10 protein-coding genes and 3 pseudogenes are annotated in these 13521 nt (G+C 58.4%); 9 read left to right on the top strand and 4 right to left on the bottom strand.

Translation table 11 applies throughout. From position 1 onward, the window contains the following. Positions 1-106 precede the first annotated feature (106 nt). A complete protein-coding gene (locus tag PMI30_RS05830) occupies positions 107-1291 on the top strand; it encodes a patatin-like phospholipase family protein (protein ID WP_008013209.1) in 1185 nt (394 codons plus the stop codon). A 9-nt stretch (positions 1292-1300) separates the two neighbouring features. On the opposite strand, the gene PMI30_RS05835 is transcribed toward PMI30_RS05830, so the two are convergent. Continuing rightward, entirely contained in the window at positions 1301-1954 is a 654-nt protein-coding gene (locus PMI30_RS05835; RefSeq protein WP_008013208.1) for an MliC family protein, read from the bottom strand. A gap of 230 nt (positions 1955-2184) precedes the next feature. On the opposite strand from PMI30_RS05835, the gene PMI30_RS05840 reads away from it, so the two are divergent. From PMI30_RS05840 to PMI30_RS05850, 4 genes and pseudogenes are all read left to right on the top strand, one after another. Then, positions 2185-2640 (top strand): YMGG-like glycine zipper-containing protein, encoded by a 456-nt coding sequence (locus PMI30_RS05840; protein ID WP_008013206.1) that lies wholly within the window; start codon positions 2185-2187, stop codon positions 2638-2640. A gap of 24 nt (positions 2641-2664) precedes the next feature. Next, a pseudogene (locus tag PMI30_RS31985) lies at positions 2665-2730 on the top strand (hypothetical protein); the annotation flags it as partial. Positions 2731-2758: 28 nt separating this feature from the next. Next, positions 2759-4231 carry a DUF3300 domain-containing protein gene (locus PMI30_RS05845; protein ID WP_008013203.1) on the top strand — a complete coding sequence of 491 codons (1473 nt, stop codon included), beginning with the start codon at positions 2759-2761 and terminating at the stop codon, positions 4229-4231. A 26-nt stretch (positions 4232-4257) separates the two neighbouring features. Further along, positions 4258-5145: a DUF2950 domain-containing protein gene (locus PMI30_RS05850; RefSeq protein WP_008013201.1), complete on the top strand. Its 888-nt coding sequence runs from the start codon at positions 4258-4260 to the stop codon at positions 5143-5145. Between the two features lie 61 nt (positions 5146-5206). Here PMI30_RS05850 and PMI30_RS05855 read toward each other — a convergent pair whose 3' ends face one another. After that, positions 5207-10039, bottom strand: coding sequence for a M10 family metallopeptidase C-terminal domain-containing protein (locus PMI30_RS05855; RefSeq protein WP_008013200.1), 4833 nt, complete (start codon positions 10037-10039; stop codon positions 5207-5209). A gap of 295 nt (positions 10040-10334) precedes the next feature. On the opposite strand from PMI30_RS05855, the pseudogene PMI30_RS32225 reads away from it, so the two are divergent. Next, a pseudogene (locus tag PMI30_RS32225) lies at positions 10335-10433 on the top strand (hypothetical protein); the annotation flags it as partial. Positions 10434-10496: 63 nt separating this feature from the next. After that, entirely contained in the window at positions 10497-11075 is a 579-nt protein-coding gene (gene gfa / locus PMI30_RS05860) for an S-(hydroxymethyl)glutathione synthase (protein ID WP_008013198.1), read from the top strand. Positions 11076-11353: 278 nt separating this feature from the next. On the opposite strand, the gene PMI30_RS30850 is transcribed toward gfa, so the two are convergent. Continuing rightward, positions 11354-11518 (bottom strand): tautomerase family protein, encoded by a 165-nt coding sequence (locus PMI30_RS30850; RefSeq protein ID WP_008013194.1) that lies wholly within the window; start codon positions 11516-11518, stop codon positions 11354-11356. A gap of 78 nt (positions 11519-11596) precedes the next feature. Here PMI30_RS30850 and PMI30_RS0129865 point away from each other — a divergent pair. Beyond that, a pseudogene (locus PMI30_RS0129865) lies at positions 11597-11941 on the top strand (LysR substrate-binding domain-containing protein); the annotation flags it as partial. A gap of 260 nt (positions 11942-12201) precedes the next feature. Beyond that, positions 12202-12756, top strand: coding sequence for a cytochrome b (locus PMI30_RS05870; protein ID WP_008013191.1), 555 nt, complete (start codon positions 12202-12204; stop codon positions 12754-12756). A gap of 55 nt (positions 12757-12811) precedes the next feature. Here PMI30_RS05870 and PMI30_RS05875 read toward each other — a convergent pair whose 3' ends face one another. After that, positions 12812-13225: a DoxX family protein gene (locus PMI30_RS05875; RefSeq protein WP_008013189.1), complete on the bottom strand. Its 414-nt coding sequence runs from the start codon at positions 13223-13225 to the stop codon at positions 12812-12814. Between the last annotated feature and the right edge of the window lie 296 nt (positions 13226-13521).

The following is a 13521-nucleotide window of genomic DNA, read 5'->3' as shown; positions in this document are numbered from 1 at the left end:
TGCGCTAGCATGAAAGATGTTCAGGCCACTCGCCATTGAGACTGGTCATGGGTGTGTCGAGTGTGCGTGACGGGCTCTGCCAATTGCAGGGGCCGGAGGAGGCGTGTTGAAACCATTCCAGCTCAGACCTAGCGCCTCAACCCTGAACATGTTGCGTCAAGCGTGCCTGCAACGGCGTGATGCGGTGCCACCAACGTTAACGGAAAAAGCGCTCATCCCGGGCATTCCAGATGCTCGCTACTGGCTGGACCAGGACCTGACGCCGTTCATTCGGGATGTGAGCCAGGCCAACCTTCGAGAGGCTGAGGCGCTCGCCAGCGCAGGGCTACCGAACGACATCCTGCCGCGGGCAAATATGCTGGCCGTTTCGGGCGGCGGTGATGCCGGCACATTCGCGGGGGGCATCATTGCGGGATGGACCCTGCATGGGACTCGACCTGTGTTCAAAGTCGTCACCGGCATTAGCGCTGGCGCCCTGGTCGCCCCGTTTGCCTACCTGGGGCCCCAGTACGACGATGTCATTGTGCGTATCTGCAATGCAGTCGGTCCAAAAGACATTTTCCATGCGCGCAATATGCTGACCCGTCTTACCAGCGATGGCATGGCGCACAGCAAGCCACTGTCGCGGCTCATTGCACAGCACGTCACTGCCGAGATTCTTGCGGCGATCGCGGCGGAATACGCCAAGGGACGGCTGCTGATGATCGGTACCACCGACCTTGATTCAGGGCGCCCGGTCACCTGGAACATGGGGGCTATTGCCTCCAGCCAGGCACCGGGAGCGCTCGAGCTGTTTCGCAACATCATGGTCGCCTCGATGAGTATTCCCGGTGCCGTCTCACCCGTCATGATTGATGTGGACGTTAACGGCCACCCGTTTCAGGAAATGCACGTGGACGGAGGTGTCCTTACGCAGGTGTTCCTTTACCCACCCGGCACCGTGATGGCGCTGAACCAGGTGCCTGGGGCGCGTTTGCGCCGTGAACGGCATTTCTATGTGATTCGCAACGGCAAACTGGAACTGCAATGGTCCGGAACGAAGCGCCGCACCTTGAGCATCGGCGGTCGAGCCATCAGCGCATTGATCCAGACTCAGGGGATCAGCGATCTGGATCGAATTTACCGGATTGCCCAGCAAGATGGGGCGGACTTTAATCTGGCGTACATCGGCTCCGACTTCCGCATTTCTCGCCTCCATAAATTCGATGGCGAGTACATGAAGCGCTTGTTCAAATACGCCTTTGAACTCAGTGCCAAAGGCTATCCATGGCATAAATCGCCGAGTACGTGAGAGACGGTCTCAGCCGATCGGCTCGGCGGTACAGCTCATTTCCCCTGAGCCTGGCTTCTGGAAAAGGGCCGCGTTGCCGTCTTGCCAGAAGCGGTAATTCCCTTGGTAATCCTTGCCCGTGTATTGGGTTCCCGAATCGCTCTGCACCTGGTTCAGGGTGATCGAGGCGTTCGCCCACTTCAGGTACACGACACCAGGCTGCGTGTTAAAGAAAGTGGCGGCAATCAACGTGTTCAACCCTGTACAGCGAAAAGCCAGTGGGCCTTCGGTGAGTCTGTCCGGATCCTTGGTTCTCGCAATGACCGAGCCTTGGCGTAGCTGGTGCGCGCGCTCGGCATAACTTCGGATTGTGCATGTCTTGGGCGCAGGCTCGGAGGCACACTGATTGCGAGCGTCGATCCAGAACTGCTGGTCGATCATGACTTTGTCTGGACGCGGCACCGAATGATCATCCGTGAGCGCCAGGCGATAAAGACGCGTCAGTTCGATATCCATTTGCGTTAGTTGTGGATCGCGACAGATAAGCTTTTCGACGGATGCCCTTGCCGTGGCGCAGTCGAAGCTGGTCTGGATGATGGGCGCAGCAGTGGCACAGGTGCTCGTCGCCGCGCAAACGCTGGCAGCGAGCAGACGGGTGACTGTTTTCATGTTGGGCTGATTCATTACCTGATACCCGGATTGCTATGGGAGCTATCGATCCGTTGAACAGTCATTTGTTCGCATTGGGTGTATCGCAGTGTAAGTCAGTGCTCAAAACTTGCCGCACCCGTTCGAGGGAGTAGAAGCAGAAAAGGAATTAGAAGTTGCATCATAAGAACTTTGTTCCAGGGTTAGTCGCCAGACGCTGAACTAGACTCAAAGATCCAAAGCACACTGATAGCAGTGGAGGCTTTATGAAGAAATCCATCCCGCCCTGTCTGGCTACGATTGTCTCGGTATTCTGCCTTTGCGCTTCAGCCGAGACCGTAACGCCGCTCAAAGGGCAGTCCCCCGAAATGATTCAGCAGGACATAAGCTCATGCCAGGCTCAGGCCGGGAGCGCCGCCAGCACCAGCACAACACCTCAATCAGGTGGACGTGCCCGTGGTGCCGCTACTGGCGCAGTAGCAGGTGCGGCGGTTGCCGGAGCGCGCGGTCGTCAGTATGACGAGGTTTATGACAAGGTAGACGACGATGTTAAACAGGAATATCGACAGAACAAAGCCAAGGATGCGGCTGTGGCAGGTGCGGTTGTAGGTGGATCTCGGCAACGTCAGGATCGTCGTCAGGATCGCCGGGCAGAACCGGCTGCAACTGCTTCCGCCTACAGCAGTTGCATGCAGCAACGGGGCTACCAGATAACCCCTTGAACCTGAACAACAAAGGGTCATTGCATCAAGATCTGTATCGTTTTTGAAGGGCGCGACGGTGCAGGGAAGGGCGGAACGATCAAGGCGCTCAAGCCTGCCTGACCACATAGGGGGTGCAATGCGCATTCCATTGTTTTACGCGGTGTCGGCTGTATTGTTTTTGAGCGGATCTTCTTGCCTGGCGCAATCATTGGATGCGAGCGCGACTACAAACGCTGCCGATACAGCGCCCGTCACCGCGGTGGCCAAAGATGCCGTGTTTACCCAGGAGCAGCTGGATCAAATGCTGGCTCCTATTGCGCTTTACCCGGACCCACTGCTGGCACAGGTGCTGATGGCCACCACGTACCCCGGGGAAATCGCCGAGGCGGTAACCTGGTCTAAAGCACACGCGGACGCCAAGGGCGATGATGCGGTCAAACAAGTGGCAAGCCAGCCCTGGGATCCGAGCGTGCAGGCGCTGGTAGCTTTCCCACAAGTCATGGCAACGCTGGGACAGGATCCCGTCTGGGTACAACGCCTGGGTGATGCCTTCCTGGCGCAGCCCGACGATGTCATGGGGGGCGTGCAACGCTTGCGTCATCAGGCGCAAGCAGCAGGCAACCTGCAGAGCAACCAATATCAGAACGTGACGGTTCAAGCGGCTGCGGCACCGACACCGGCAGCTGCGGCTCCGGCCAGCAGCACCTCCACCATCATCATTCAGCCCTCCGATCCGCAGGTGGTTTACGTCCCCAGTTATAACCCGACGACAACCTACGGCACCTGGCCCTATCCGGCGTCGCCTCCTGTTTACTATCCACCGCCGCCGGCCTATTACCCCGGTTCGGCATTGATGGCCGGGCTGGCCTTTGGTACCGGCGTGGCTATCATCGGCTCGTTATGGGGTGAATGTGACTGGGGCAACAACGACATCGACATTGACGTCGACCGCTACAACAACATCAATCGCAACAACCAGATCACTCGGAATCAGAACAAGTGGCAGCACAACGCTGTTCATCGCGACGGCGTTCCCTATCGAGACAGTAAGAGCCGCGAACAGTACGGCCGACAACTGGACGGTGCCCGTCAGCGTGAAGCCTATCGAGGGGACAATGCCCAGCGAGCCCAGGCTCGTGAAAAAGCCCGTGGCTCAATGGACAAGCACGGTATCGAGCGACCTGCCACCAGCAACCGCGAAGCCCGTGATTCGGCGCGCAAAGCCCAGTCCGCAACTTCGCCTGGCAATCGGATGCAAGCCGGTGCAGACAGACCGAAGGCGTCTGACAGGAGCCAGGGCACTGCCAGAAACACTCGGGAGAATCAGCAATCCAGGCAACAGACCGCTCAAGTGAATCAGCGCGGGCAGGGCGATTTGCAAGGGCGCCAGACTGCGCAAAAACGACCGGCTGCCAGTACGAGTAGCGCGGGCAGTGCCCGCAACAATGCATTCGCCGGCGTGCGCTCACCGTCCCAGGCCAACGCACAAGCCAGTCGTGGCCAGGTCAGTCAGGCATCCGCCCGGCGCCCCAGTGCCTCGCGTCCAGCCGGCCATCAGGTCAGTCGGCCGTCCAATCCACCAGCGCGTCAAAGGGGGGGCCGTCGTTGAAAAACAATGCTCGAGTGAAGGCACTCATGGGCTTGCGCTTTCATGTCTTGGCGATCGCTGCCAGCTTGGCGTGGTCGCCCATGGCTACGGCACAGCAGGCATTTCCAACGCCAGAAATGGCCGCCCAGGCGTTCGTCGAAGCGCTGGGTACGGAACACGCCGATCAGGCACGCCTGGCAGAGTTGCTGGGTAATGAATGGCGCAGTTTCATCCCGCGCGAAGGCGTGCAGCGCAGTGATGTGGATGCGTTTTTGAAGCAGTACCGCGAGCAACACGCCATTGAAAAAACCAGCGATCGCAAGGCGGTCCTGTCGGTTGGCAGTGACCACTGGACACTGCCTATCCCCATGATAAAAGCCGCGAACGGTTGGCGCTTCGATATCGACGCCGGTAGCGCCGAAGTCCGTGCACGTCGGATTGGCCGCAATGAACTCGCCGCGGTGCAATCAGTGCTGACTTATCACGACGTCCAGATGGACTATGCATCAGTGGATCGTGACGGTGACGGCGCACTCGCCTATGCGCAGAAAATCTTCAGCACCGCCGGCAAGCACGACGGCCTTTATTGGGAGGACGACGATAGCGGTCAGATCAGCCCGTTGGGTCCCTTGTTCGGCAAAACCATTGCCGGCGAAGACTGGCAGGGTTATCACTTCCGCATCCTTGATGGCCAAGGTCCTTCGGCACCGGGCGGCGCCTACAGCTACCTCATCGGTGACAAGATGATCCGTGGCTTTGCGCTGATCGCCTGGCCGGCGAAATACGATGACACCGGGGTGATGAGTTTCATGATCAGTCATGAAGGGCAGGTGTTCGAGAAAGACTTGGGTCCTGGTGGTGACAAGTTGGCGCAGTCGATGAAACGCTTTGATCCAGATGACAGTTGGAAGGTGGTGGCTGTAGATCAAGAGTAGATCGGCCTGGGACTGCAAATCCCTGTGGGAGCAGGCAAACCTGCCCCCACAGGATGCGGGTTTAACCCAAGGCTGTGAAATCGCTGACGTGCAGATCCTGGACCCCCACCAGTTGGATTTCGAACTCGGGAGTGGCGTCGGCATCGACACTGCCGTAGAGAATGCCATCGGCAAAGCGCAGTTGGCCGGTGGCGTCGGCAGGGTCGAAGGCGTTGCTGCCGATGAAGGTGAAGGCGTCAACAGCGGTGGTCAGCGGGTGGGCGTCCAGGCCGGTGAAATCCAGAAGATCGCCCTCGGTGCTCTTGAAACCATTGATCACATCGCGCAACGCCCCGACGTCCATGTCCGACAGCGCACCAAACGCGTAGGTATCCGCGCCCGTGCCACCGGTGAGGTTGTCGGTGCCTGCACCGCCAATCAGCCGGTCATTGCCCGAACCGCCCACCAGCGTATCGTTGCCCGCCCCCCCGTTCAGAACGTTCGCGGCGCTGTTGCCCGACAGACTGTCGGCGTAGGCGCTTCCCGTCAGGTTTTCAACGAATTTCAAGGTGTCGAGCCCGGAACCCCCGGTGTTTTGTTGCGCTGACGTCGAGAGGTTTACGGTAACGCCGGACAGGGCGCGCTCAAAAGACACCGTGTCGTTGCCATCGCGCCCGTCCAGCACATTGTTGCCGGCGCCGGCGAACAGCGTGTTGTCCAGCGCGTTGCCCGTGCCATTGGCGGCGCCAGTGCTATCGATATACAGACGCTCGACGTTGTTGCCGAGGGTATAGGCCGCCAGGCTGCTGTGCACACTGTCGATCCCTCCAGACACCGTATTGCTGTTGGTCTCGATCACGCTGTCGTTGGCGTTATCGACAGAGTAGGTGTCGTTGCCATCGCCGCCGCTCATGCTGTCGTCCCCTGCGGCACCATTGAGCACGTTATTGGCGGCATTGCCGGTGATGAAGTTGTGCCGCTCATTGCCGGTGCCGTTGATGGCCGACACGCCGGTGAGCACCAGGTTCTCGAGATTGGCGCCCAGGGTCCAGCTGACCGAGGCCTGCACCGTATCGATCTGCGAGGTCGAGGTGTTGGTTTCCACGACGCGGTCGGACGCGTTATCGACCACATAGACGTCGTTGCCATCGCCACCGGTCATGGTGTCGGCGCCCAGTTTGCCATCCAGTGTGTCGTTGCCCGAACTGCCCACCAGGGTATCCGCCTGGTCGGTACCGGAAATCATGTTCTGAGCGTTGTCGAAAATCTCCTGCACGCTGTTGTTGTCGTTGGGGTTGCCCTGGAAGCCCAGGTCATTGGCAATGTAGTCGGCCAGGCGCTGGCCGACGATCTCCGCCGACTCCTCGTGCAGGTGCCAGACATCATCGGGATACGCCAGCGGATCGACTTCGTGGCGCAAGGGCAGGTCGGTGTAGTCCACCGCCAGCTTGACGTCGGCGCGCTCGGCGGCGATGGCTTCCTGGGCGGCGCGGACATAGCCGGCCCCTTCGACGATGGAGGCAATTTTTTCTTCCGAATAACCACGGGCACGCGCCGCGTCCTGTTCGTAGTGACCGGTTTCCATCATGTACACATTGAAGTTGCCGAACTGGGCATGCAGGTAATCGAACACCTTCAGGGTCGCGGCCTTATAGGCCGCTGCTGCCGCTGCTTTGTCCGTGGCGCGGGCGATCTCCTGGGCGGCTTCCTCGCCCTGGCCCCAAATGATGCCCATGGTGACGTTACCGGTGGATTGCAGTTCGGTGAGCTGGTCGCGCAGCAGCGTCACGGCGCGCAACAGCGCAGCCCCGGGCTGGTTGGTGTCGGTCAGCCACCAGCACAACTTGAGTTCCTCGGCGCTGAGCGTCGACAGGCCGGTGACCGTGCTGCCGCCCACCGCGATGTCGATGCCGTTGCCATTGGCGTCGGTGAACTGGCTGCGCACGTCATAGGGGGTGTAGCGGTCCAAGTCGTTGACCAGCGTCGAGGTGCCGGATTGATTGTCGTCCTCCGTCATGCGCAGCAGGCGCGCATTGGACTGGCCGAGGGTGGGCAGGTAGAGGATGTCCTGCTGGACGCTCTCGCCGAACACGAAGTCGCTGGCGGTCAGGGTGTTGAGGTAGTTGCCGCTGAGGGCGATTTCAAAACGATTGCCATCGGCATCCGCTTCAGCGGACTTGATGTAGGTCTTGTCGCCGGCCGCGTTGAGGGTGACGTACAACGTGCCATTGCGGCCATCGCCGAGGCCTTCAAAGCCAACGCCCGAAACATCGATCTTGTCGACGCCCGTGGCGAAGTCATAAATCGTGTCGGTGACCGTGACACCACCGGTGTCATAGTCGCGGTAGCTGTCGAGTACGTTGGTGTAGCGGAAGGTGTCTGCACCGTCGCCGCCGTACAGCGAATCGCGTCCGGCGCCGCCATCGACGATGTCCGCGCCGGTGCCGGCCTTGATCGTGTCGTTGCCACCGAGGCCGAGGATCAAGTCCGCACCCGCCGTGCCGTTGAGGGTTTCGGCATTGTTGGTGCCGGTGATGGTGTTGGCGGGCGCATCGGCCACGACCAGGGCGAAGCTATCGCTGACCGATGCACCGGCCGGGTCCGTGGCCTTGACCAGCACGTTGTAATTGCCGGATGCGGTGCTGGTCGGCGTGCCGGTGAAGGTCAGGTTGGTGGCATTGAAACTCAGCCACGCGGGCAGGGCGCTGCCATCGGCCAGGGTCGCGGTGTAGCTGAGGCTGTCATTATCCGGATCGGTGAAGCTGGTGTCCGGCACCGAGTAGCTGAACGAGGTGTTTTCGGTCGCGTTCTGATCCAGCAACGCCGTTGCCACCACCGGCGCATGGTTGACCGTTGGCGAAGTGGCGAAGACGAAGTTGGCGCTGGTCAGCTTGCCGAGGTAGTTGCCGTCCAGTGCCACTTCGAAGCGGTTGCCATTGGCGTCGGCGGTCAGGGACTTGATGTAAGTCTTGGTGCCCGCACTGTTGAGCACCACGTACACGGTGTTGTTCTTGCCATCCCCCAGGCCGGTGAAACCCATGGCCGAGAGGTCGATCTTGTCGGCGGTGATATCGAAATCGGTAATCAGGTCGCCAAGGTTGGCACCGCCGGTGTTGTAGTTGCGGTAACTGTCCAGGCGATTGGAGAACACGAACGTGTCCGCCCCGGCGCCACCGGTGAGGGTGTCCATGCCTGCGCCGCCGTCGAGCTTGTCGTCGCCCGCGCCGCCATTGAGGCTGTCGTTGCCCGCCAAGCCGAGCAGGGTGTCGGCCGAATCGCTACCCAGCAGCGAGTCGCTGCCGCTGGTGCCGGTGACCACACGATTGAAGATGAAGTTGCTGGCGGTGAGGGTGTTGGCGAGGTTGCCCGAGAGAATCAACTCGAAGCGATTGCCGCTGGCGTCGGCATCGTAGTCCTTGATGTAGGTGCGGTCGCTGCTGGCGCTGTAGCTGACTTGCAGGGTGCCGCCACGGCCATTGCCCAGGCCGGTGAAACCGAGGCCGGCGAGGTCGATCTTGTCCTGGCTGACGTCGAAGTCGGTGATGGTGTCGTCGAAGCTTGTGGTTGCATTGCGGTAACTATCGGACTGCGCGGCGAAACGGAACGTATCGGCGCCGGTGCCGCCGGTGAGTTTGTCGATCCCGGTACCGCCCACCAGAATGTCGCCACCGGCCCCGCCATTGATGGTGTCGTTGCCGGCACCGCCGTAGAAAATCTCGCTGGCGGCGCTGCCCAGCAGGGTGTCATTGCCAGCCGTACCTTGCACGGTGATCATCGGCACCGTGGCGCTGACGTAGCTGCCGTCGCCATAGACCAGCGTGGCACCGTTGCTGGTGTGGCTGATGGTGTTGCCGATGATGGCGTTGCGATCAGTGCCGTCTTCATTGCGCTCCGCAACGCCGTAGGTCGATAGGTTGCTGCCAGTGATGATGTTGCCCTGGATCGTGTTATCGCTGCCGTTGAAGTACTTGCCGGACACGCCCAGGGTGTCGTTGTAGGACTGGATGATGATCTCTGGTACGGGGTTGCCCAGGGAGTTGTTGTTGAGCGTGTTGTCGATGATCTCGACGTGGTTACTGCCGTAGATGCGTATCCCGGCGCTGGTGTTGTCGTGAATGTCGAGGCCGCTGACCGTCACCTCGCTGGACATTTTGATCAGCACCCCTTCGGCGCCGTTGCCGTACACCTCGCCACCGGTGATGGTGATGTTGCTGGGGGAGGGAATGTCCTCGCTGCCGCGCTGGACCACGATGCCATTGCCACCGTTGTCGTAGGCGACGTTATTGGTGAGCGTGAAGTCGTGGGTGCTGGTGACGACGTTGAAACCGTGGCGGTCGTTGTCGTAGGCGATGTTGTTTTCGAAGGTGCTGTTGCTGAGGAAGTCAGCCACGAAGCCGTCCAGGCCGTTGCCGTGGGACACGCTGTTCTTGATGACCATGTTGACGGTCTGCTCGTGGGGGTCGAAACCGTACCCGGAGCAATCCTTGATCTCGACGCCGTCGAGGGTGACGTTGGAGTCGTAGCCCGCTTCACCGGGAATGTAGCCATTGAACCAACCGTCGATCTTGCCCGTGGTGCTGTCACGGTTGCCGTCGATGGTGAGGTTGCTGACGCCGAAGTCGTGGGTTTCCTCGCCATAGGCGGAGCGGATGACCCCCGTGATCTTGGTGTCGGAGCCGTCAGCCACCTTGACGGTGGTTGCTCCCATGCCGTCGCCGTACAGGTAGACGTTGCTCTTGAGCATCAGGCAACCGTCGGAGGGTTCCTCACCTCCCGAAACGATGTAAGTTCCGGACGGCATATACACCTGCCCCCCGCCTGCAGCGGCCGCCGCATCAATTGCACTTTGTATTGCCGCTGTGTCGTCAGTGATGCCATCTCCTTTGGCGCCAAAATTTTGTACATTGAAAATCATGAGTTTATCTCCGTATCAGGCGAAAACCTCGGTAGATGCCAATATTCCATCGACAGCTACCGGGTTATGACCCAGCGGAGCGCAAAAGTTGTGACCGCGTATCGGGGAAGTGTCAAAAAACCGGACTAACTGATTAGCGGTTGCGAGGGTTTTTGAGATTTTTCGAAAAAATAACGTTCTGTTGACGCTCGCTCAGGTAGAGGTTGGGTCTACGAGAAGGCGGGTGAACATCTAGGGGCGGCGGTAGAACGGCGAGTCCGAAGGGTTGTTCGCAACGGGTGGCGAATCCGCTGCAGGCGAAATCGATCTGCCTCCCTTCGTCACTCATACCATACTACTTGAACGTATTAATGAGGCCTTCGATCTGATGCATGAAGGCACCATCAAATACTGATCCGCACCCTGGAGCTCAGGCTCCAGATCCAGTTCGAATACTCCCTGATACTGGAGGTTTATCGTGAGCAACTTGAAGCTTCATCCTTCACTGGATAACGGCATAGAGCCAAGCGCTGCAAATTTCTCTGGCGGTACCCTGCAATGCCTGTGTCCGACCGATAAGGTTGAAATCAGGATTGACGCCCAGACTCTGCACAATCATGCCTGTGGCTGCAGCAAGTGCTGGAAGCCCGCAGGTGCGAAATTCGCGGTCGTGGCTGTTGTTCCTCGCGATAAAGTCAGCGTCATCGCGAACGCTGAGAAGCTGGTCATCGTTGACGAGCGCGCCACTATCCAACGACATGCTTGCAAAGAGTGCCATGCGCATATGTTCGGCCGCATCGAAAATAAAGACCATGCGTTCTATGGCCTGGACTTCGTGCATACCGAGCTTTCTCCGCAAAAAGGCTGGGCTGCACCGGGCTTTGCAGCCTTCGTTTCGTCGCTCATCGAAACCGGCACTCCGCCGGAGGACATGAAGGCAATTCGCGAAAAACTGCGCGCGCTCGGTTTGGAACCTTATGACTGCTTGTCGCCAGCTCTGATGGACGCATTGGCTACGCAAGTGGCGAAGTTGAATGGTGTTCTCGCATCCCGTTAAACCCATGTGCCGAATGTATTGTTCGGCACGATCCACCTTGGCGGAACCATGAGTGCAACGCCCTTCACGGTGAAGCTCCAGCCATTGCCAAACGGCCTCAATGGCAGCCACCCAGCGCGCATAGTGTCGTAGCTGTTGGCGGAGATTCGGGACTTAATAATTTCAGCAATATCGGACATGGTGATCTCTGGGCAGGGTAGGGAGATGAGCGCAGCCCCATTTTTTGCATCGAGCCTGCGCGTGTCATGGAACTTAGCGGGTGAAACCGTCGAAAGGCGTCATGTACACGGCCCCGAAGGGGTCCAGCCGCTTGCGGATCTCGGCGTCATGTATTCGGCAGCGGTACCGGTGTTTTTAACAATGCTTTCGGTGATTTCGGCAGCGACAGCCTGTTTAGCGGCACTGTCTTTTCCTTCGAACCAACTGACACGTACTACGGGCATGGAGTAATCCTCTGAAACACTCATCTGAATAAGAAGTGCATGTCAGAGCAATGCTAATGTAGTAAGGTTTGGCAATAATTTGGAGAATTAAAAGATACAAGCGGCTTGGTAGCACGGTGACTTGCCCGGCAACGCTGGGCAATCTGTGCCGCGCCAAGTTACCTGGCGCGCTACGGAGTTCCTGAAACAGTGGAAGACTTGGGCCATCACCACTGTATTGTCGGCCATCGACGAGGGCAGCCATTATCGTGGCGTGTAAGGCAAGGTTTCGAAACTGTGCGATACGCTCCACCGTCGACCCATCAGATAGGTGATGGAGAGGCGATGATTCTCGCTGCTGTAGCCGGAATCGGCTTATGTCAGATGCCGCGCTGCCTGTTCAGGAATGATATTGACGCTGGCAGGCTGGTCGAAGTGCTTGGTTATGTGAGCGTTGGCAGTGACGCGTACTGATGCATGTGAGGGCAGTGCAACACTTCGAAACTTCGGAAAAAACAAGTAACAGTAGATATTAACTCTACTGATTATAGATTTTCAGGCTGTTTATCGAGAGCCAGATCCACTTTAGGATCGAACGCACACAAATATCATGGTCACGCTCGTCGGGGCGCTTGCGGACATGGTTTTTTGATTTCACGTTTCGCTAATGATTAAAAAGCATTTCGTACAGGACGGTAACGACGATGTCGCAATCAAACACCGATGGATACACGAGCACTGCAAAATGGTTGCACTGGGGGATGGCTCTGGTTTGGATTTGTAGTTGGGGGCTGGGCATCCTGGCTACCCACTGGCGCGATGAGCTCAACCCGCACCATGAACTCACCTTCCTGCACAAAGCGCTGGCCAGCACTCTGCTTTTTGTCCTTGTTGTGAGAGTTGCCTGGCGTTTAATGAACCGGCCACCGGCGTTGCCCGAGAGCATGAGTCCGCTGATGAAGCGGGGGGCAATGATCGGTCATATTTTGCTTTACGCAGTTGCTCTGATTGCCTTGCCCCTTTCGGGTTGGTATTGGAGTTCGATTGCAGATAAGCCCATTCTCGTGCTCGGACTTTTTCTTTTACCTCCCTTGGTCGCGCCTGATCCTGACCTCTACGACTTGGCTAAATACATACATACCTGGACGGCATGGTGCTGTGGTGTGCTCGTCGGCGGTCATTTGTTGGTCGCTCTTAAGCACCACTTCCTCGACAAGGATGGCATCTTGGACGGCATGCTCCCCAATACCAAGAATTGAGGCGGAACTGGATCCCGGAAATAGTGCTGCTAACACTGCTTATATGCGCGCGCTGCTACCTGCCATCAATCGAATACTTGCCAGGACCTGTAATGCCCAGCAGCAGCAAGCCGCCCATGATGCTGAGGTTCTTGAAATATTGGGTCATGTTGGCCGCGCGCTCTGGGTCAACCATAGTCCAAAAGTGATGCCCGATCAGAGCTGTACCGAGTACGAACAAAACGTAGAGAAATGCGAGTGGACGGGTGTAGAAACCCACGACGATCGCTATAGCGGCAAAGAACTCCATGACGACCGCAACCCCCGCAGCGACCATGGGCATGGGCGCGCCGAGTGAGCTCATGTAAGCAACGGTACCGCCAAAGTGGGTCATCTTGCCCCAGCCGGAAATGATGAAAAGGATCATTAGAAGGATACGGGCGAGCAGGATGATCTCGTTTCTCTGATTCTCAAACAGGTTGTATCTCATGGTATTCCGCCTGTGGACGCGAGAGAGGAGGCGCAAGTAAGTCTGGTATTGAAGCCTTGCGCGCACTTTTAACACTAGCAGTTGATTGTCAGCCTGCTCTGGGACGGGGGAGGGGCGATAAAAGCGTTTCTGTCTGCCAGCAGGTGGCATATGGAGCTGCTAGTGTTAATCCGCATGCCGTCAAAGTCTCTGCAGCCGGGTGGGTGTGAGCCGCAGTTTTGTTCGTGACCAAGCGCTACATCTGCCGCTGTGGTTCGTCGGCAGTGGTTGTAATCCAAGATCTTCCTAATCCATCG

It is taken from the genome of Pseudomonas sp. GM50, from assembly GCF_000282375.1.
GTDB lineage: Bacteria > Pseudomonadota > Gammaproteobacteria > Pseudomonadales > Pseudomonadaceae > Aquipseudomonas.
Note: the sequence above shows the minus strand (reverse complement) of the source record. Positions and strands in the feature narration are given on the sequence as shown.